Source organism: Rhodospirillum centenum SW (assembly GCF_000016185.1).
GTDB lineage: Bacteria > Pseudomonadota > Alphaproteobacteria > Azospirillales > Azospirillaceae > Rhodocista > Rhodocista centena.
Genome location: NC_011420.2, coordinates 475763 through 495360 on the forward strand (window position 1 = coordinate 475763; position 19598 = coordinate 495360).

16 protein-coding genes are annotated in these 19598 nt (G+C 71.9%); 9 read left to right on the forward strand and 7 right to left on the reverse strand.

Annotation, left to right across the window (positions count from 1 at the left end; genetic code table 11):
* Window positions 1-193: 193 nt before the first annotated feature.
* The 6 genes from rpmA to RC1_RS02135 form a co-directional block, all read right to left on the reverse strand.
* Complete coding sequence (gene rpmA, locus RC1_RS02110) at window positions 194-481, reverse strand: 50S ribosomal protein L27 (RefSeq protein WP_012565678.1); 288 nt, start codon at window positions 479-481, stop codon at window positions 194-196.
* A gap of 31 nt (window positions 482-512) precedes the next feature.
* Window positions 513-824 (reverse strand): 50S ribosomal protein L21, encoded by a 312-nt coding sequence (gene rplU / locus RC1_RS02115; RefSeq protein WP_012565679.1) that lies wholly within the window; start codon window positions 822-824, stop codon window positions 513-515.
* 270 nt (window positions 825-1094) lie between these two features.
* On the reverse strand, window positions 1095-4649 hold the full coding sequence (locus tag RC1_RS02120) for a YhaN family protein (RefSeq protein WP_012565680.1): 3555 nt from the start codon (window positions 4647-4649) through the stop codon (window positions 1095-1097).
* A 10-nt stretch (window positions 4650-4659) separates the two neighbouring features.
* Entirely contained in the window at window positions 4660-5904 is a 1245-nt protein-coding gene (locus tag RC1_RS02125; RefSeq protein WP_012565681.1) for a metallophosphoesterase family protein, read from the reverse strand.
* 113 nt (window positions 5905-6017) lie between these two features.
* Window positions 6018-6737 carry a molybdenum cofactor guanylyltransferase MobA gene (gene mobA / locus RC1_RS02130; RefSeq protein WP_012565682.1) on the reverse strand — a complete coding sequence of 240 codons (720 nt, stop codon included), beginning with the start codon at window positions 6735-6737 and terminating at the stop codon, window positions 6018-6020.
* A gap of 11 nt (window positions 6738-6748) precedes the next feature.
* Complete coding sequence (locus RC1_RS02135; RefSeq protein WP_012565683.1) at window positions 6749-7333, reverse strand: DUF4142 domain-containing protein; 585 nt, start codon at window positions 7331-7333, stop codon at window positions 6749-6751.
* A 240-nt stretch (window positions 7334-7573) separates the two neighbouring features.
* Here RC1_RS02135 and napE point away from each other — a divergent pair, with 240 nt between their 5' ends.
* Genes napE through RC1_RS02165 form a run of 6 tightly spaced genes read left to right on the forward strand, consistent with a single transcriptional unit; the run spans window position 7574 to window position 12309 of the window.
* Window positions 7574-7780, forward strand: coding sequence for a periplasmic nitrate reductase, NapE protein (napE, locus tag RC1_RS02140; RefSeq protein WP_012565685.1), 207 nt, complete (start codon window positions 7574-7576; stop codon window positions 7778-7780).
* Window positions 7781-7790: 10 nt separating this feature from the next.
* Window positions 7791-8321, forward strand: coding sequence for a ferredoxin-type protein NapF (gene napF / locus RC1_RS02145; protein ID WP_012565686.1), 531 nt, complete (start codon window positions 7791-7793; stop codon window positions 8319-8321).
* Window positions 8311-8598, forward strand: coding sequence for a chaperone NapD (locus RC1_RS02150; protein ID WP_012565687.1), 288 nt, complete (start codon window positions 8311-8313; stop codon window positions 8596-8598). Before napF ends, RC1_RS02150 begins: the two co-directional genes overlap by 11 nt.
* Entirely contained in the window at window positions 8595-11120 is a 2526-nt protein-coding gene (napA, locus tag RC1_RS02155; RefSeq protein WP_012565688.1) for a nitrate reductase catalytic subunit NapA, read from the forward strand. The genes RC1_RS02150 and napA overlap by 4 nt, the downstream gene beginning before the upstream one ends.
* 14 nt (window positions 11121-11134) lie before the next feature.
* Entirely contained in the window at window positions 11135-11641 is a 507-nt protein-coding gene (locus tag RC1_RS02160; protein ID WP_012565689.1) for a nitrate reductase cytochrome c-type subunit, read from the forward strand.
* Complete coding sequence (locus tag RC1_RS02165) at window positions 11638-12309, forward strand: NapC/NirT family cytochrome c (RefSeq protein ID WP_012565690.1); 672 nt, start codon at window positions 11638-11640, stop codon at window positions 12307-12309. The genes RC1_RS02160 and RC1_RS02165 overlap by 4 nt, the downstream gene beginning before the upstream one ends.
* Before the next feature lie 45 nt (window positions 12310-12354).
* Here RC1_RS02165 and RC1_RS02170 read toward each other — a convergent pair whose 3' ends face one another.
* Window positions 12355-13083, reverse strand: a complete 729-nt coding sequence (locus RC1_RS02170) for an RluA family pseudouridine synthase (RefSeq protein WP_012565691.1) — start codon at window positions 13081-13083, stop codon at window positions 12355-12357.
* A 156-nt stretch (window positions 13084-13239) separates the two neighbouring features.
* Between RC1_RS02170 and RC1_RS02175 the strand changes: the two genes are divergently transcribed.
* The 3 genes from RC1_RS02175 (at window position 13240) to RC1_RS02180 (ending at window position 19524) form a co-directional block, all read left to right on the forward strand.
* Complete coding sequence (locus RC1_RS02175) at window positions 13240-15339, forward strand: heavy metal translocating P-type ATPase (protein ID WP_419760915.1); 2100 nt, start codon at window positions 13240-13242, stop codon at window positions 15337-15339.
* Window positions 15340-15362: 23 nt separating this feature from the next.
* Complete coding sequence (locus RC1_RS22610; RefSeq protein WP_419760916.1) at window positions 15363-15698, forward strand: HAD-IC family P-type ATPase; 336 nt, start codon at window positions 15363-15365, stop codon at window positions 15696-15698.
* Window positions 15699-16284: 586 nt separating this feature from the next.
* Window positions 16285-19524 carry a TonB-dependent receptor gene (locus tag RC1_RS02180; RefSeq protein ID WP_012565692.1) on the forward strand — a complete coding sequence of 1080 codons (3240 nt, stop codon included), beginning with the start codon at window positions 16285-16287 and terminating at the stop codon, window positions 19522-19524.
* The last annotated feature ends 74 nt before the right edge of the window (window positions 19525-19598 follow it).

The window sequence follows — 19598 nt, forward strand, 5'->3', positions numbered from 1 at the left end:
ATAGCGCAGGCCCGGCCGGAGGGGAGACGGCACGGACGGAAAAGAGAGACGGAAGCGATGGGGCGGCAGGGGCCGGGGGACGCCGCCGGAGCGACGCGCACCACGGACGCTGCCTGCCCCGCAAACGCAGATCGGGGGAACGGTTGCCCGCTCCCCCGACCGCAAGTCCCGTGATCCCCGAAGGGGACAGGCGTTACTCGGCGGCGACCGCCGGAACAGCCTCGTCCGCCCCAGGGACGATGGAGACGAAGGTACGGCCCTTGAGGCCGGTATGGAACTTCACGGTGCCGTCGGCGGTGGCGAAGATCGTGTGATCCTTGCCCAGGCCGACATTGGCGCCCGGATGGTACTTGGTGCCGCGCTGGCGGATGATGATGTTGCCCGACAGCACCTGCTCGCCGCCGAACCGCTTCACGCCCAGACGACGGCCCGCACTGTCGCGGCCGTTGCGGGAGCTGCCGCCTGCCTTTTTATGTGCCATGGATTGGTACTCCTGCTTTCCTGGACGGCGGTCAGGCCTGGATGCCGGTGATTCGCAGCACCGTCAGGTCCTGGCGGTGGCCGTTCTTGCGGCGGTAGTTCTGGCGCCGCTTCTTCTTGAAGATGATGATCTTCGGGCCGCGCGACTGGGCCACGACCTCGGCCGTGACGGCAGCGCCCTGGACCACCGGGGTGCCGATGGTGGTCTTGCCGGCGTCGCTGACCATCAGCACGTCGTCGAGCGTGACGGTGGCGCCGGCATCGGCGACCAGCTTCTCGACCTTGATCACGTCGCCGTTGGCGACCTTGTACTGCTTGCCGCCGGTGCGGATGACTGCGAACATTGTGCCCACCACTGATCGGATCAGGTGCCTGACCGATCACCCGTGACCGGCGGCCGCCTTCCATAAATACGAACGACCGGGCTCCCCTGCCGGCAGGCAGCGGTCCGACCCGTTTCCAGAGGGAGCGGACTATAACGTCCCCCACCGCCTTGTCAACGCCGATCCAAGAAGTCGATCCACAGGGTCGATCCACCGGCCCGATCCATGGAACCGATACAGGGCCAGGAACGGGCACGGCGGCGCGCGCCGGCCCTCTCCGGGGCGGTCGCCCTATGCCGGTTGCAGCAACGGCGCCAGCGCATGGACCCGGAGCTGCCGGGCCGGCACGGCGTCCCGCGCCGCTTCCACCACGTAGCGATGGTGCGTGAACAGGATGACCTGCGTCCGCCGTCCCAGTTCGGCCAGGGCCCGGATGCCCGGCGCCGTCCGCTCCTCGTCGCTGGTGATGAAGAGGTCGTCGGCGATGAAGGGCAGCGGCTCCCGGTTCTCGATGTGGCGCTCCACCGACGCGATCCGCAGGGCCAGATAGAGCTGGTCCCGCGTCCCCTCGCTGAGCCCCGTCACCGGCACCCGGCGGCCGTCGCGGCGGTGGGCGATCGGCACCGGGTGGGCCTCGTCGGCATAGTCCACCGAGAGCCGGACGATGGGGTCGTCCCCGGTCCCGGCCACCGCCGCGAAGATCGCGCTGGCCCGGCTGATGAGCGGATGCTCGTTCTCCCTCCGGTAGCGCTCGATGGCCCGGTTGAGCAGCATTCCGGCCGTGCGGGTGCGCAGCCACTGCTCGACCAGGGCGCCGATCTCCGCCGCGGCGTTGTTCATCTCCCCCGCGGCGTCGGCGGCTCCCTCGCTCTTCTCCAGGGTCCGCTGGTCCGCCCTGGCGGTCGCCAGCTCCTGCATCGCGGCCTCAAGCTCCGCCTGGAGGCGCGCGATCTCCGGCTCCAGCCGCTGGCGTTCCGCCATCGCGGCATCAAGATCGACGGTGGCGGCCTCGGTGCGGAGCCTGGCCCCGTCCAGCCCGTCCCCCGCCTCCAGCAGCCGGCCGGTCAGATCGGCGATCTCCCGGCGCAGGCGGCGCCGCTCCGCCGCGGCGCGGGTGGCTGCGATCACGTCCAGCGCCGGGTCCAGCCCGTGCCGCTCGCGCAGGGCGACGACGGCATCGTCGGCGTCGCGCGCCGCCAGCTCGGCCTTGCCCGCCTCCTCCTCCGCCGCGGCGAGCCGGCTCCGCGCCTCGGCGATCCGGATGCCCAGGTCCCGGTTCTCGGCCAGCCGCTTCTGCATCAGCGGGACCAGCTCGGTCGGGTCCGCCGCCGGGTCGATGTCGCCGGCGGCCCCGCCCAGGTCGTGCAGCAGGGCGGCGACACGGGTCCGGTAGGCGTCCGTCGCCTCCTGCATCTGGTCGCGGCGGTGGCGCTGCTCCACCTGCCCCTTCTCCTCCAGCGCCACCTGCTGCCAGAGCGCGAGCGCGGCTTCCGCCTCCTCCGCCGTGGCCGCCGGCGACAGGCCCAGCCGCGGCGCGGCCTCGGCCCAGAGCGTCTTCCAGTCCTCCAGCCGGCGCTGCACGTCCTCCAGGGCGCGGCGGCGCTCGGTCTCTTCCGTCCGGGCATCGGCCAGCGCCTTGCGCGCGGCGGCGGCCTCGGTCCAGGCCGCCTTCGCCCGGCCGACCGCGGCCTTCACGGCGTCGCGCAGTTCCGGTGCCGTCAGCCGTCCGGCGTCGGCCAGGGACAGCCGGTCCGCCAGGACCAGCAGCCCGCGGTGCAGATCGCTCTCCGCACGGCGCCGCGTCGCCAGCGCCGCTTCCGCCTTGCGGACGCCGCCCAGCCGATCCAGCGCGGCCTGCCGCCGCTCCAGCCAGCCCCTCATCTCGTCGGGCGATCCGGGACGCAGGCCGGTCGGCAGCCATGCCGCCTCCCACCCGGCCGCCCAGGCGGCCAGGGCGTCGGTGGTCTCCGCCGCCGTGGCGACGACCGTCCGCAGTTCCGCCTCCGTCTTCTCCAGCCGGCCGCGGAGCTGCCGGTCCCGCTCCACCCGCGCGGCCTCGCGCTCCTTGCGGTCCACCAGACCGTCGGCGTGGCGCACCGACGCCTCGTAGGCGTCCGCCAGCGGCGTGCCGGCGCGGAAGGCGTCGATCTCCTCCGCGGCGACCGGGCCGCCCTCGACATGGTGGCGGCGGATCAGGCGCCAGCCGGTGTCCCGCCGCTCCCGCGCGGCGGCGACGGCCGTCTCCGTCGGCACCTCCCCCCCGGCCTGGAGGGTCCGCAGGTCCAGGGCGATGCCGTCCAGCTCGGCCTGGAGCCGGGCGCGGGCCTCCTCCAGCTCGTCCCGCCGGCGGGCAAGCGCGCTCCGGCGCGCCTCGACCTGGTGGAGGGTTTCCAGGGACGGGGGCGCCAGCGCCAGCAGCGTCTCCGGCTGCCAGTCGCCCCGTCCCACGGCCAGCAGGGCGTCCGCCAGCTCCCGCCGGGCCAGATCGAGCGCGGCGTCCGCCTCGCGCAGCGGGGTCCAGACGTCGCCCATCTCCCGCAGCCGCTCGAAGCCCGCCTCAAGGTCGGCCGGGTCGGCCGGGGTTCCGGCCGCCTCCAGGGCCGCCGTGGCGCGGGCCGTCCGGCGTTCCGCCTCGCGCAGTTCCTCGGCCGCGTTCCTGTGGTCGGCGTCCAGGGTGGTGCGCCCGGTGCGCAGCGCCTGGATGCGGGCCACCGTCGCCGCGTCCGGCAGCAGTGCCGCGACGCTGGCGGGATCGCGGCCCGGCAGCCCCAGCCGGCGCAGCAGGTCGGCGATCCGCTCGGCGCCGGCGGCGAGGTCGCGCTTCCGGTTCGGGATCGACTCCATGAAGCTGCGGTACTCGCCCAGGCCGGAGACCAGTGCGTTGATCGTCTTCTCGTGCTGCGCCCACGGGCCGATGCCGCCCAGCGCGTCGAGCGCGGCCTTCGCGGCCTCGCGGTTCTCCCGCCGGGCGCGGAGCTGGTCGGCCCGGGTCCGCTGCGTCTCCAGCGCCTGCCGCCAGTCGGCCTCGAATCCGTCATCGAGGTCGGGGCCGTCCCCCAGGGTGCCCAGCAGTGCCTCCAGCGCCTCGATCCGGCGGAGCAGGGGCAGCACGCGGCACAGGCGCTCGATCCGGTTGCGCTCGGCCTGGAGGGCGGAAAGCTCCGCGGCGATGCGGTCGCGCCGGGCCTGCGCCTCATCGGCGGCGCGGACCGCCTTCGTCCAGTCCTCCGTCCGCAGCCCGTCGTTGCGGCAGCGCCGTTGCGCGTCCTCGAAGCGGGCGAGGGCGGCGAAATAGGGCTTCTTCGCGGAGGCGCGGGCGTTGGGGGCGCCGATCTCGTCGGCGGCCGTCTTCAGCGCCTCCGCCACGGCGGAGAGACCGGCCGTGCCGCTGCCCGCCTCGAACAGGCTGCGGCCGATGTCGCCCCGGGCGTCGAGCATGGCGTCACCGCCTTCGCGCAGGCGGCGGTGGTCCAGGCCGAACAGCCGCTCGAACTCCTCCCGCGTCGTGCCGCCCAGGAACGGGGCCAGCACCGCTTCCGGCAGGGCGGCACCGTCGGCGGACAGGATGGTGTCGCCCCGACCCTTGCGCCGGCGGAAGCTGATGGCGCGACCCTCCCGGTTCACCAGGGTGGCGCCGATCCGCAGGCTGCCCGTGTCATGGCGGAAGGCGTAGTCGGTGGTGTGCCCGAAGCCGAACAGCAGGTCGTAGATCGCCTGCAGGGTCGTGGACTTGCCGGCCTCGTTCGGGCCGTGGACGACGTGCAGCAGCACGTCCGGCCCGGAGAGGTCAAGCTCCCTGTCCTCGAAATGGCCGTAACGCTCCAGAGCGAGCCTGTCGATCCGCACCGTCGCCTCCCTACCGCGACCCGTCCAGCAGATGGTGCAGCAGCGTGGCCGCCGCGCCATCGAGCACCGAGGCCAGACGCGCCTCGTCCAGGTCCTCCAGCCCGACCAGCCGGCGCGCCGGCGCCGGCACCTTCGCCAGCGCCTGTTCCAGGTCCTGGCGCAGCTCGGCCATCTCCAACGGATCGGCCTTGATGGCCTCGACCGTGCGCAGCAGCTCCGCGAAGGCATCGGCCGAGGGGGGGCCGTCGCGGCCCGGCTCCGCCGTCTCCACGACGACGCGCTCGATCCAGACGTCGCCGGCCCGCTCGGCCAGGGCGGCGCATTCCGCACGGGTGCGCTCCAGGTCGCCGGCGATCCGGCGGTGCGCCGCGGTGCGGCCGGAGAGCGTCAGCCGGACGGCCAGGGCCCGGCCGTCCGCCGCCTCCAGCTCCGTCACCAGCCCCCTGCCGATCCGCCCGCAGGCGTCGTCGAACGTGTCGCAGCCGGTCAGATCCGCCGTCACGCGGGCCCAGCGGACCACATCCGCCGTCACGGCCTCCGCCGACCGGATGGTCTGCCCCTCCGCCGTGACCAGGGTGAAGCCCTTGGCCCCGGTCTCGTTCGCATGGCGGCCCTGGAGGTTGCCGGGATAGACCACCCACGGGCTCTGCGACACCACCTCGCGCCCATGCACATGGCCCAGCGCCCAGTAGTCGTAGCCGCGGGCGGTCAGATCGCGCAGCGCGCACGGCGCGTAGGCCGCGTGCCCGGGCCGGCCGTCCAGCGAGGTGTGCAGCAGGCCGATGTTCAGCAGGCCGGGCCGCGGCGCCGGATAGTCCAGCGCGATGTTCTCCGGCACCGCCCGGTTCGGGAAGCTCTGGCCGTGGACGGCGACGCCCAGCCCCGGCGGCTCCCAGGTTTCGGGCCGGGCGCTGCCGAAGAGGTGCACGTTCGGCGGCAGGTTCAGGGTCCGCGTCACGACGCTGACGGCATCGTGGTTGCCCTTGATGATGCCGACCGGGATGCCCGCCCCGTGCAGCCGCGCCATCTGCGAGACGAAGAAGAGGCCGGTGGAGAAGTCCCGCCAGTCACCGTCGAACAGGTCGCCGGCGATCAGGAAAAGGTCCACCCGCTCCCGCAGCGCATGGTCGATCAGGCGCTCGAAGGCGCGGCGCGGGGCCTTGACGAAATCGTCGGCGCGATGCTCCGCCCGCAGGCAGAGACCCGCCAGCGGGCTGTCGAGATGGATGTCGGCCGCGTGGATGAAGCGGAGCATGGTTCAACCCTGGGGGAACATGGCCGTCCGGTACAGCCCGCAGTCTCTGAAAAATACCGCCCGCCGCAAGTCTTTCCTGCAGGGGCGCGGCGTGCCGCCGCCCGGGCGCCGTCTCACCCCGCGTCCGGGGCGTGGGCGAGGCGGTCGGCGGCGGCCAGATCGTCGGGGGTGTTGACGTTGAAGAAGGGGTCGATGCCGCCCCCGGGACCGACGTCGAGGGGGGCGAAATCGACGGGGATCACGGGACAGCGCGCCAGGAACGCGCCGACGCTGCGTACCCCTTCCCGGTACAGGGCCCGGCGCAGGTCGGAGCGGAGGGTCACCGGCCAGCGCGCCACCACGGGATGCAGCCGGGGCGGAATCCACCCGCTGCCGTCCGGACAGGAGCGGGCGACGGCCACGATGCGGGGGGCCACGGCACCGGAAGCCTGCGCGCCGGCAGAGGCCGCGGCAAGGCGGGCGACGAGGTCCGCCGGCAGGAACGGGCAGTCGGTGGGCACGCTCACCAGATGCGTCGCGTCCAGCCCCTGCGCCGCGATCCAGTCGAGAGCGGCCAGGATGCCGGCCAGGGGGCCGGCCCCGTCTTCATCTCCCGCCGCTGGCGCTCCGTCCGCGCCGGCATCGGGCAGCACCGGCAGTCCGGTCAGCGGCGGGCGGCTGCGGAAGCGCCCCGGATCGCCGTTGGCGCTCAGCACCAGCCGGTCAACCTGGGAGCCGAAGCGGGCGACGATCCGCTCCAGCATCGGGGTGCCGCCGACCGCAACCAGCCCCTTGTCGCCGCCGCCCAGGCGGCGGGCCCGCCCGCCCGCCAGGATGACGCCCACCGTTCTCACGGGCGCGCGTCTCACGGGGGCGCGGCGCCCACCGGCCCGTCCCCCACGGGTGCCAGGGCAACCCGCAGGTCGAGGGCCTGCCGGCGCAGCGCGTCCAGACCGGGCAGGGCCTGCGCCGCCGCTGCGCGCAGCGCCGGGTCGGACGCCTGCGCGGCGAGCTTCTCCAGCGTGTTCACCTGCCGCATCAGGCCCTGGGCACGGTCGCGCAGGAAGCCGTCCTGGAACGCCGGGTCCTCCAGGGTGGCGAGCCGGTCCTGCACCGCGCGGTCCTCCGGCAGCGGGGCTGTCGGCAGCGCGACCGCGAGCCGGCGGGCGACCACGGCAAGGTCCCCGTTCAGCCCCGCCAGCCGGTCCCCCGCGGCCTCGGCGAGCGCACGCACCTCGGGCCGCACCGTCCGGGACAGGGCAAGCTCCACCTGCGCCAGCTCCCCCAGGCCCCGCTGGTAGGCCTGTTGCAGGTGCGTGGCGTCGAAGCCCGCCGCGGCCGCAGGAGCCTCCGGCCGGGCCTGCCCGGCGGCTGCCGTCAGGACCGGAGCGGCGGCCAGGGCCGCGGCCAGCAGCAGGGCCGGCGCCCGGCGTTCCCTCCACCCCGTCATTCTTGTCATCCTCGTCCCGCCACCGGCGGCCCCCCGTGATCGTGCACCCTCTTCCGCAGAACACGGCCAGCCGCGCGACGGCCCGGCCACCGGCTCCGCACGGAGGCGACAAATTCCGGTCCGTCGGGATGCGGGGAACCAGATGTGCCGGCCCAGGTTGACAGGACAGGGGCCGCCCGCCGAACGGGGATCGTCGAACGGGGGCCGGCCAGAGCATCCGGTCAGTCCAGCAGGGTTGTCATGTCCCAGGCTCCCGCCCCGCCCGCGCCCGACAGCGCCGATCCCGTCGGCGATGCCCACGACCGCCGCCGGGTCGAGCTGGTCGCCTTCTTCTTCCTGGCCTTCGTGATCTGGCCGTTCCTCGCGGTGGCCGTGGTCGGCGGTTACGGCTTCCTGGTCTGGATGTACCAGCTCGTCATGGGCCCGCCCGGGCCGTCGCAGGTCTAGGGGGTTCGCCATGCCCGGTATCGACCTTGCGCGGCGGCGCTTCCTGCGCGGCGGCCGCTCCGTCCCCGACCCCGTCCGGCCGCCCTGGTCCGTGGACCGGGCTTTCACCGATCTCTGCACCCGCTGCGGCGCCTGCGTGGCGGCCTGCGGGCCGGGGCCGCTGACGACCGGCGACGGTGGCTTCCCGGCGATGGATTTCGGCCGCGGCGAGTGCAGCTTCTGCGCCGCCTGCGCCGACGCCTGTCCGGAGCCGCTGTTCCTGCCGCGGACCCTGCCGCCCTGGCGGCTGCGGGCGGAGATCGGTCCTGGTTGCCTTGCCGCCGGGGGCACCTACTGCCGTAGCTGCGGCGACGCCTGCCCGGCCGGCGCCATCCGCTTCGCCGTGCGCCTGGGCGGCCGGGCCGACGCCGAGGTCGCGTCGGACGCCTGCACCGGCTGCGGCGCCTGCGTCTCCGCCTGTCCCGCCGGCGTCGTGACGGTGACCGCCGCAGAGCCCCTGACCGGGGGGGCCCTGTCCGGGGAGGCCGTCCATGGGACCTGAGGATATCGGGGAACTCCACATCGCCAGCCTGCTGGTCCAGCGCGATCCCGGCCAGGCCGGCATGGTCCGGGACGGGCTGGCCGGGGTGCCGGGCGCCGAACTCCAGATCGAGGAGGGGGCGAAGGCGATCGTGACGGTGGAGGGGGCGAGTGCCGGGGACATCGCCGAGGCGCTGACCCGGATTCAGCTCCTGCCGGGCGTGATGTCGGCCGTGATGGTGTTCCACCACCAGGAGGCGGGGGAGCCGGACGGCGGTGCGGAAAGAGGGGTGCCATGACCGCCATGCAGACGATCCCGACCGGGCTGTCCCGGCGCGACTTCATCAAGGCCCAGGCGGTGGCCACCGCCGCCGTGGCCGCCGGCATCAGCCTGCCGGCCTCGGCGCAGGCCCCGCTCGCGGTGGGGGAGGCGGCACAGCTCCGCTGGTCGAAGGCGCCCTGCCGCTTCTGCGGCACGGGCTGCGGGGTCATGGTGGGGGTCAAGGACGACCGCGTGGTCGCCACCCACGGCGACATGCAGGCCGAGGTCAACCGCGGCCTGAACTGCGTGAAGGGCTACTTCCTCTCCAAGATCATGTACGGCGCCGACCGGCTGACCACGCCGCTGCTGCGCATGCGCGACGGGCGCTATGCCAAGGACGGCGAGTTCATGCCGGTGACCTGGGACCGCGCCTTCGACGAGATGGCGCGGCAGTGGAAGCGCGTGCTCAAGGAGAAGGGGCCGAAGGCCGTCGGCATGTTCGGCAGCGGCCAGGCCACGATCTGGGAGGGCTACGCCCAGTCCAAGCTGATGCGGGCGGGCTTCCGCTCCAACAACCTGGACCCCAACGCCCGGCACTGCATGGCGTCGGCCGCGGTGGGCTTCATCCGCACCTTCGGGATGGATGAGCCCATGGGCTGCTACGACGACATCGAGCAGACCGACGCCTTCGTGCTGTGGGGCAGCAACATGGCGGAGATGCACCCGATCCTCTGGACCCGGGTCACCGACCGCCGCCTGTCCGCCCCGCATGTGAAGGTGGCCGTGCTGTCCACCTTCGAGCACCGGACCTTCGATCTGGCCGACGTGCCGATGGTCTTCCACCCCGGCACCGATCTGGCGATCCTGAACTGGATCGCCAACCACATCATCAGCACCGGCCGGATCAACAAGGACTTCGTCACCCGGCACACCACGTTCCACGAAGGCACGACCGACATCGGCTACGGGCTGCGCCCCGAGCACGAGCTGGAGATGCGGGCGACCCATGCCCGCGAGGCCGCGGACGCGAAGCCCTGCGACCTCGCCCGCTACACCGAACTGGTCAGGCCCTACACGCTGGAGCACACGGCCCGGCTCACCGGCGTGCCCGAGGAGCGCCTGCTGGCGCTGGCGGAACTGTATGCCGACCCGAAGACCAAGGTGGTGTCCTTCTGGACCATGGGCTTCAACCAGCATGTCCGCGGCGTCTGGTGCAACCACCTGGTCACGAACATCCACCTGCTGACGGGCAAGATCTCCGAACCCGGCAACGGCCCCTTCTCCCTGACGGGGCAGCCCAGCGCCTGCGGCACGGCGCGGGAGGTCGGCGTGTTCGCCCACCGGCTGCCGGCCGACATGGTGGTGACGAACGCCGACCACCGGCGGCGGGCGGAGGAGATCTGGAAGGTCCCCACCGGCCTGCTGAGCGGCGAGCCCGGCTACCATGCCGTGCTGCAGGACCGCATGCTGAAGGACGGCAGGCTCAACGCCTACTGGGTGATGTGCAACAACAACCTCCAGGCGGCCCCGAACACCGCGCAGGAGACCTGGCCCGGCTACCGCAACCCGGACAACTTCATCGTCGTCACCGACGCCTATCCCACGGTGACGGCCATGGCGGCCGACCTCGTGCTGCCGGCCGCCATGTGGGTGGAGAAGGAGGGGGCCTACGGCAATGCCGAGCGGCGCACCCATTTCTGGCACCAGCTCGTCCCCGCCCCCGGCGAGTCACGCTCCGACCTCTGGCAGCTCATGGAGTTCTCCCGCCGCTTCACGACGGACGAGGCATGGCCGGAGGAGATCCTGGCCGCCAATCCCGCCTACCGGGGCCGCACGCTCTACGACGTGCTGTTCGCCAACGGGGAGACGAACCGCTATCCCCTGTCGGACATCGAGGCCGGCTATGCCAACCACGAATCCGAGCATTTCGGCTTCTACGTCCAGAAGGGGCTGTTCGAGGAATATGCCGCCTTCGGCCGGCACCACGGGCACGATCTGGCGCCCTTCGATACCTATCACGAGGAGCGCGGGCTGCGCTGGCCCGTGGTGGACGGCAAGGAGACCCGCTGGCGCTACCGCGAGGGCCTGGACCCCTATGTCCCCGCGGGCGAGGGCGTGCGCTTCTACGGCATGTCCGACGGCAAGGCCAAGATCATCAGCTACCCCTACGAGGCCCCGGCCGAATCCCCGGACACGGAGTTCGACCTCTGGCTGGTGACGGGGCGGGTGCTGGAGCACTGGCACTCCGGCTCGATGACCATGCGGGTGCCGGAACTCTACAAGGCGTTTCCCATGGCGGTGGTCTTCATGCACCCCGACGACGCCCGGGCGCGCGGCCTGCGCCGCGGCTCGGAGGTCGAGGTGGCGTCGCGCCGCGGCATGATCCGCACCCGGGTGGAGACACGGGGCCGCAACCGCCCGCCGCGCGGGGTGGTGTTCGTGCCCTGGTTCGACAGCGCGCGGCTGATCAACAAGGTGACGCTCGACGCCACGGACCCGATCAGCAAGCAGACCGATTTCAAGAAATGCGCCGTGAAGGTGGTGCCGGTGCAGGCATAGGGAGGGGGACGGGAATGCGCGCAGCCGTGCGGATGGCGCTGCTCTCGGGCGGGCTGGTGGTCGCGTGCGCCGCGGTGGCGGTGCAGGGAAGGGCGGCCCAGGAGGGCACGGGCCGGGCCGGTACGGACACGCCCTTCCGGCCGCCGGTCGGCTTCACCGACGAAGCGGCGGCCCCGCCCCTGGCCAAGGAAATCACCGACGACCGGCGGCGGGCCCGCAACTACCCCGAACAGCCGCCGGTCATTCCCCACAACATCGTGGGCTATCAGGTCAATCTCCAACTCAACCAGTGCCTGACCTGCCACAGCCGGCAGTATACGGAGCAGGTCCAGGCGCCGATGGTCAGCATCAGCCACTACCAGACGCGCGAGGGGCAGACGCTGGGGGCGGTGGCGCCGCGGCGCTATTTCTGTACCCAGTGCCATGTCCCGCAGACCGACGCGCGGCCGGTGGTGGAGAACCGCTTCCGGCCCTTCGATGCGCTGGTGGAGCCGACGCCCGACAGCGGGAGCGGGCGATGAGGCTGCCCGGATTCCTCCTGCGACCCTGGCTGCGGTCCTGGCAGGTGTTCTCCCGGCCGGCGACCCGGCTCAGCCTGGGCTTCCTCACGCTCGGCGGTTTCCTGGCCGGAGTGCTGTTCTGGGGGGGCTTCAACACCGCGCTGGAACTGACCAACCGCGAGGCGTTCTGCGTCGGCTGCCACGAGATGCGCGACAACGTCTTCGAGGAACTGAAGACCACCATCCATTTCAGCAACCGCTCCGGCGTGCGGGCGAGCTGCCCGGACTGCCATGTCCCGCACGAGTGGACGGACAAGATCGCGCGCAAGATGCAGGCCTCGAAGGAGGTCTGGGGCACGATCTTCGGCAGCATCGACACGCGCGACAAGTTCGTGGCGAAGCGGCGGGAGCTGGCCGAGCACGAATGGGCCCGGTTGAAGGCGAACGACAGCCTGGAATGCCGCAACTGCCACAGCGCGGCCTCCATGGACATCACCCGGCAGGGCGCGCGGGCGGCACGGGTCCACGAAGCCTTCCTGTTCACCGGACAGCGGACCTGCATCGACTGCCACAAGGGCATCGCCCACCGGCTGCCGGACATGCACGGCGTGCCGCCGGGCTGGAGCGAAACGGTGGCCGGCGGCCCCGCCGCGGATGGCCCCTGGCCGGCACCGGCTGCCATACGCTGAGGCCGGGGCCGGCAGCCGCCGCGGCTCTCGTTCAGAGGGCCGGTTTCAGGAGAATGCCCGCTCCCCCTCGTAGCAGCCCGCCAGGGGGGCCGCTTCCCCGGCGATGCGCGCCAGCGTCGCCGCCATGTGGCGGGGCGGCGGTGCCGTGGCGGCGACCGGCGGGCCGTCGGCCGGTCCCAGGTGGAAGGAGACGGTGCGCGCGTGCAGATGCAGCGGGACGGGCGGCGGCTGTTCGGCGCCATAGATCGGATCGCCCAGGATCGGAAAGCCGGAACAGGCGCAGTGGGCCCGGAGCTGGTGCATGCGCCCCGTGCGCGGGGTCAGCTCCAGCCAGGACAGCCGACCGTCCGTCGCCAGCAGGCGCCAGTCCGTCAGGGCCGGCTTGCCGTCGGGATCGACGACGACCTTGGAGCAGCCGGGAATGTGGACCTTCAGGAGCGGCAGGTCGATCCGCCCGGCATCGCCGCGAGGGCGGCCGAGAACGACGGCCCAGTAGGTCTTGCCGACATGGCCGTGCAGGAACAGCCGCCCCAGCCGGGCGGCCACTTCGGCGTCGCGGGCCAGGACCAGGCAGCCGCTGGTGTCCTTGTCCAGCCGGTGCGCCAGCCGCGGCGGCTCTTCCCGTTCGAAGGCGATCCAGGGCAGGTACTGCTCCAGATGCTCCACGGTCTTGGTGCCGTAATGGACCGGCAGGCCGTGCGGCTTGTCGAGGATCAGGACGTCCGCATCCCGATGCAGGACGCGGGCCCGGATCTCCCCGGCGGTATATGGCATGACCGGCTCCCGGCGGTTCTGGCGGCCGGGGTTATAGCCGGATCGCCCCGCTGCGTCAGCGGGAGAGAGGGGGCATCCGCACCGGCGGGCGGAACCGGCCCCTTGACCTTCCAGTCACTGGAAGGTCCATCTGTAAGGGGCATCGGAGGATCGAGCATGACCGCACTGCCCCGCAAGGACCCCGTTCCGGCCCCCGCCGCGACCCTGGCCGCCACGCCCCTGGCCGCCACCACGGCCCGGCTGGACTTCCCCGTCACCGGCATGACCTGCGCCGCCTGCGCCGGCCGCATCGGCAAGGCGCTGTCGCGGCTGGAGGGCGTGGCGGACGCCACCGTCAATCTGGCGACGGAGCGTGCCTCCGTCGCCTTCGATCCGACACGAACCGGAGCGGCAGCCCTGCTGAAGACGGTGCGCCGGACCGGGTTCGACGCCCCGACGCAGACCCTGGACCTGGAGATCGGCGGCATGACCTGCGCCTCCTGCGTCGCGCGGGTGGAGAAAGCGCTCACGCGGGTTCCCGGTGTGCTGGCGGCCGACGTGGCCCTGGCGACGGAGACGGCGCGGGTCACCGTCCTGGGCACACCGCCCGAGGCGCTGGTGGCCGCCGTGGAGCGCGCCGGCTATCAGGCGGCCCCGCGCCGGGACGAGGCGCAGGCGGACGCGGATGCCGCCGCGGAGGTCCGGGCCCGGCGCGAGCGGGGGCGTGTGCTGGCCGCCGCGGTACTGACCCTGCCGCTGGCCCTGCCCATGCTGCTCCAGGCCGCGGGCCTGCACGTCATGCTGCCGGGCTGGGTGCAGCTTGTCCTGGCGAGCGTCGTGCAGTTCTGGCTGGGCGCCCGCTTCTACGCCGCCGGCTGGCGGGCGCTGCGAGCCGGCAGCGGCAACATGGACCTGCTGGTGGCACTGGGCACCAGCGCCGCCTATGCGCTGAGCGTCTGGGAACTGGCCGTCGCAGCCCCGTCCGCGGGTGCGCCGCATCTCTACTTCGAGGCGTCGGCCGTCATCATCACCCTGGTGCTGCTGGGCAAGTACCTGGAGGCGCGGGCCAAGCGCCAGACCACCGCCGCCATCCGCGCGCTCTCGGCCCTGCGGCCGGAGACGGCGCGGGTCGTGCGCGACGGGCGGGAGGAGATGGTGCCGGCCGCCGCGGTCCGTGTCGGCGACACGGTGCTGGTCCGCCCCGGCGAACGCATCCCGGTGGACGGCATCGTCCGCGAGGGCGCCAGCCATGCCGACGAATCCCTGCTGACGGGCGAGAGCCTGCCCGTGGCGAAGGAGCCGGGCGCGCGGGTGGCGGGCGGCTCCGTCAACGGCGAGGGACGGCTGCTGGTGGAGACCACGGCCGTCGGGGCGGAGACGGTACTGGCCCGCATCATCCGGCTGGTGGAGAGTGCGCAGGCGGCGAAGGCGCCGATCCAGCGGCTGGTGGACCGGGTGGCCGCCGTCTTCGTGCCGGTCGTGCTGGGCATCGCCCTGGTCACCCTGGCCGGCTGGCTGCTGGCGGGGGCCGCGGTGGAGACGGCGGTGGTCGCCGCCGTCTCGGTGCTGGTGATCGCCTGTCCCTGCGCGCTGGGCCTCGCCACGCCGACCGCCATCATGGCGGGCACGGGTGTGGCCGCCCAGGCGGGCATCCTGGTCAAGGACGCCGAGGCGCTGGAGCGCGCCCATGCCGTGGACACGGTGGTGTTCGACAAGACCGGCACCCTGACGGAAGGCCGCCCCGCGGTCGTGGCGCTGGTGCCGGCCGGGATCGCGGAAGCCGACCTGCTCAGCCTCGCCGCGGCGGTCCAGTCCGGCAGCGAGCATCCGCTGGCCGAGGCGGTGCGGACGGCCGCCGCGGCCCGGCATCTGGCGGTGACACCGGCCGCTGACCTGCGCGCCCTGCCCGGCCGCGGCGTGGCCGCCACCGCGGCGGGGCGCGACCTCCGCCTGGGCAGCGCCCGGCTGATGCAGGAACTCGGCATCGACCTCGCCCCGCTGGCCGACGCGGCGGCCCGGCAGCAGGCGGAGGGACGCACCGTCTCCTTCCTGGCGGACACGGCCGGTCCCGTCCTGCTGGGCCTGCTGGCCTTCGGCGATGCGCCCAAGCCGACTGCGGTGCAGGCGGTCGAGCGGCTGCACGCGGCGGGGCTGCGCACGGTGCTGCTGACCGGCGACAACCGCGGCAGCGCCGAGGCCACGGCCCGCCGCCTGGGCATCCCCACGGTGCTGGCGGAGGTCCTGCCGGAGGACAAGGCGGCCGCGTCGCCGCCCTGAAGGCGGAGGGCCGGACCGTCGCCATGGTCGGCGACGGCGTCAACGACGCCCCCGCCCTGGCCGCGGCCGATGTCGGGCTGGCCATGGGCGGCGGCACCGACGTCGCCATGCAGGCGGCGGGCATCACCCTGATGCGGGGCGACCCCGCCCTGGTGGCGGATGCGCTGGCCGTCTCCCGCCGCACCTACGCCAAGATCCGGCAGAACCTGTTCTGGGCCTTCGCCTACAACGTGCTGGGCATCCCGCTGGCGGCACTGGGCCTCCTGAGCCCCGTGCTGGCGGGCGCGGCCATGGCCTTCTCCAGCGTCAGCGTGGTGACGAACGCCCTGCTGCTGCGCCGCTGGCGGCCGGAGGCCTGACCCCGGCGCCGGGGTCTCGGGCGATTCGCCGTCGGCGCCCCCCGCGACGCCCTCCGGCGGTCGGGATCGGGGTCGCGCCGGGCCGCCACCCCGGTCGCGCGCACCAGGCCGGCCCCGCGGCGGCCGGGATCGCGGCCGCCGCTCCCCCGCCCCTCCGGGCACCATTCGATCGCGCAAGCCACGGATCAGGCAACGAACGGTCCGCCGGGGCGGGCCTGTCGGTCCGAAAGCAACATACCGCATCGCAGCAAGGACAGAGGAGATCCGCCGGACGGCTCGGCAGGCGGGCCGGCCACGCCCGCAATGACCGCCCTTGAGCCTTAAGAAGAAAGGACTTTCCAGGACAGCCCCGGAACACGAAATTCTCGGCAAGCCATCCCCGGAGACAGCCCGCAGGCTCCCGTTTTATCGCACCCGCGAACTGTAGCGTGCCGGCAACAACCCCCGACAATCGAAAGAGCCATGCACGACTGAGTCGAAATCGGCTCAAAGTTTCACAAAGCTGTAACACCATTCGGGAATACGGGCAGCGGAATTCGGAAGCCTCATGGCCACCCGGACCCGAATCACATTTGGGGGCTACGTAATGACCATGCAGACCAAGCGGGCTGCCGCAGCCTTGCGGCGGCATCTGAACGTGTTGAAGCTGGGCACCGGCGCCATGGCGCTGGCTGTTGCCTCGGCCTGGGTCGTCCCGGCGGTCGCGCAGGAGACCACCTCCTCGATCCGCGGCCAGATCTTCACCGCTGAGGGTGAGCCCGCGGCCGGCGTGAACGTCGAGATCATCCACACCCCGTCGGGCACCCGGTCCTCGGCCGCGGTGAATTCCCAGGGCTCCTTCCTGGCGACGGGCCTGCGCATCGGCGGCCCCTACACCATCCGCTTCACCGGCAGCGGCATCCAGACCCAGCAGGTCGAGAACGTCTTCATCACCCTGGGCGAGCCGTTCTCCCTGGACCTGGTGCTCCAGAGCGGCCAGCAGCAGTCGGTCGAGGAGATCGTCGTCACCGGCCAGCGCACGACGGCCCTGGTGATCGGCTCCGGCACCCAGTTCGACCGCCGCGCGATCGAGAACACCCCGACCGCGACACGCGACCTCAAGGACGTGATCAAGCGCGACCCGAAGGTCAGCCTGGACCCGACCAACGGCAACGCGATCACCATCGCCGGCGCCAACAACCGCTTCAACAGCCTGACCGTCGACGGCGTGAAGCAGAACGACGATTTCGGCCTGAACGCGAACGGCTACCCGACGCAGCGCGTGCCGATCTCGCTGGACGCGATCGACCAGCTCTCCGTTCTGACGGCGCCTTATGATGTCGAGTACTCCGGCTTCACCGGCGGTACGGTCAACATCGTCACCAAGTCCGGCACGAACGAGTTCACCGGCTCGCTGTTCTACTACTACTCCGATGACAACCTGTCGGGCGATCGGAGCAAGGACAACAAGAACATCATCTCGCCGTACAAGGACAAGACGTACGGCGGCTCGATCGGCGGCCCGCTGATCGAGGACAAGCTGTTCTTCTTCGTGAACTACGAGAAGTACAGCGGCGACAGCTCGATCTCCTACGGCCCCGAGGGGTCGGGCGCCGGCCAGACCGTGCGCGGCATCACCCAGGCCGAGTACGAGCAGGTCGCCGAGATCGCCCGCCGCGTCTATGGCTACGATGCCATGGGCCTGGGCGAGCCGCAGCCGGAGTCCGACGAGAAGATCCTGGCCAAGGTGGACTGGAACCTCACGGACGATCACCGTATCTCCGCCGCCTACCAGCGCGACGAGGGCAACAACTACGTCACCTCGTCCAACAACACCCGTCTGGGCTACGATTCGTACAGCTACGACCGTTCCCAGAAGATGGAGAGCTACTCGCTCCAGGTCTTCTCGGACTGGACCACCGATTTCTCGACCGAAGCCAAGGTCGGCTACAAGAAGGTGGACAGCCTGCGGCCGACCACCTCGCCGCTGAACTTCTCCTCCATCATCATCCGCGATCCGGGTGGCAGCCAGTTCGTTCTCGGCACCGAGTCGAGCAGCCAGTCCAACGTCCTCGAAACCGAGACGCTGTCCTACAAGCTGAAGGGCACCTACCTGCTGGGCGACCACAAGGTCGAGGCCGGCTGGGAGCGTGACGATTACGACTACTACAATCTGTTCGTGCAGCGCAGCCTCGGCGAGTTCGAGTTCAACACGATCGCCGATTTCGAGGCCCGCCGCGCCTCCCGCTTCCGCTACAACAGCGCTGCCGGGACGAACAACCCGCTCGATGCTGCCGCCGACTGGGGCTACAAGGTCGACAGCCTGTTCGTGCAGGACGAGTGGAACATCACCCCGGACTTCACGCTGACGGCCGGCCTGCGCTACGAGTACTACAGCTCTGACGACAAGCCGCGCCTGAACACGAACTTCGTCAGCCGCTACGGCTTCGGCAACGACGAGAACCTGGACGGCCGCGACCTCTGGCTGCCCCGCGCCGGCTTCAACTGGAAGGTCCAGGAAAGCACCACCCTGCGCGGCGGTGTCGGCCTGTTCAGCGCGCTCGGCCCGACCGTCTGGATGTCGAACAACTACAGCAACGACGGCATCACCCAGGTCGGTGTTGACATCCGCCGCGCCAACACGACGCCGGCCAACTCCATCCTGAACAACGTCGATCCGAATTCCTCGGCGGTCGTGCCCGCGGCCGGCCAGCTCCTGGCCTCCGGTAGCGACAGCTTCGTCAACGCGCTGGACCCGGACTTCAAGATCCCGTCCACTTGGCGCGCCAGCTTCGCGGTCGACCAGGTGTTCGACCTCGGCCCGCTCGGCAGCGACTACGTCGTCACCGCCGAGGCGATCTACTCCCGCGTCAAGGAGGCGATCAGCTACACCGACCTGCGTCTGGTCAAGGTCGGCACCGCGCCGGACGGCCGTCCGATCTACCAGTCGCGCGCCGACGGCCGTCCGTCGATCGGCACCAACAGCGACCTCATGGTCACGAACACCGACGAGGGCGAAGGCGTCGTCCTGACCCTGGGTCTCGCCAAGACCTGGGAGACGGATTACGGCGACTTCGACCTGGGTGCGGGCTACGCCTACCAGAACATCGACGAAGTGCACGCGCTGACCAGCTCGGTCGCCTCGTCGAACTATGAGAACGTGGCCGTCAGCGATCCGAACGATCCGGGCTCCGACACCAGCGACTACGAGGTGAAGCACCGCTTCACCACGAGCGTGAGCTGGTCGAAGGCCTTCTTCGGCGACTTCGAGACGACGCTGAGCCTGTTCCACGAGAGCCGCGAGGGCCGGCCCTACAGCTACGCCTTCCGCTGCGGTTCCTCGGGCGGCAACGCCAACCCGTTCGGCGATCCGGCCTGCACCAACAACAACCGGTCCCGCCAGCTCTTCTACGTGCCGTCGGGTGCGAACGACCCGCTGGTCACCTACGCCCCCGGCTTCAGCTACGATCAGCTCCTGCCGTACCTGGAAGAGAACGGCCTGACCAAGTACGCCGGCCGTATCGCCCCGCGGAACGGCTTCACCAGCCCGTGGGTGCATACCTTCGACCTGCACATCGCCCAGGAGATCCCGGGCCTGCTGGAAGGTCACCGCGGCGTCTTCACCTTCGACATCCGCAACCTCGGCAACATGCTGAACAAGGACTGGGGCCGACTGGAGCAGGTCTCCTTCTCCGCCGGCCGCACGGTCGATGTGCTGGAGGCCCGGATCGTGGACGGCAAGTACGTCTACGCCCCCGGTTCCGCCGGCCTGAAGGACCCGAACTCCCAGGTCAGCGCACGTTCCTCGGTGTGGAGCATCCTCGTCGGCGTCCGCTACGAGTTCTGAGCACCGACACCAGTACCCAGCCTCTGGGGGCGGCCTTCGGGCCGCCCCTTTTCTATGGGCGGTTCCCGCGACGG

Coding starts and splice junctions, on each gene's coding strand:
- rpmA (WP_012565678.1), bottom strand. CDS start 481: ATGGCACATAAAAAGGCAGGCGGCAGCTCCCGCAACGGCCGCGACAGT.
- rplU (WP_012565679.1), bottom strand. CDS start 824: ATGTTCGCAGTCATCCGCACCGGCGGCAAGCAGTACAAGGTCGCCAAC.
- RC1_RS02125 (WP_012565681.1), bottom strand. CDS start 5,904: ATGCTCCGCTTCATCCACGCGGCCGACATCCATCTCGACAGCCCGCTG.
- RC1_RS02135 (WP_012565683.1), bottom strand. CDS start 7,333: ATGACGGGGTGGAGGGAACGCCGGGCGCCGGCCCTGCTGCTGGCCGCG.
- napE (WP_012565685.1), top strand. CDS start 7,574: ATGTCCCAGGCTCCCGCCCCGCCCGCGCCCGACAGCGCCGATCCCGTC.
- napF (WP_012565686.1), top strand. CDS start 7,791: ATGCCCGGTATCGACCTTGCGCGGCGGCGCTTCCTGCGCGGCGGCCGC.
- RC1_RS02150 (WP_012565687.1), top strand. CDS start 8,311: ATGGGACCTGAGGATATCGGGGAACTCCACATCGCCAGCCTGCTGGTC.
- napA (WP_012565688.1), top strand. CDS start 8,595: ATGACCGCCATGCAGACGATCCCGACCGGGCTGTCCCGGCGCGACTTC.
- RC1_RS02160 (WP_012565689.1), top strand. CDS start 11,135: ATGCGCGCAGCCGTGCGGATGGCGCTGCTCTCGGGCGGGCTGGTGGTC.
- RC1_RS02165 (WP_012565690.1), top strand. CDS start 11,638: ATGAGGCTGCCCGGATTCCTCCTGCGACCCTGGCTGCGGTCCTGGCAG.
- RC1_RS02170 (WP_012565691.1), bottom strand. CDS start 13,083: ATGCCATATACCGCCGGGGAGATCCGGGCCCGCGTCCTGCATCGGGAT.
- RC1_RS02175 (WP_419760915.1), top strand. CDS start 13,240: ATGACCGCACTGCCCCGCAAGGACCCCGTTCCGGCCCCCGCCGCGACC.
- RC1_RS22610 (WP_419760916.1), top strand. CDS start 15,363: ATGGTCGGCGACGGCGTCAACGACGCCCCCGCCCTGGCCGCGGCCGAT.
- RC1_RS02180 (WP_012565692.1), top strand. CDS start 16,285: ATGACCATGCAGACCAAGCGGGCTGCCGCAGCCTTGCGGCGGCATCTG.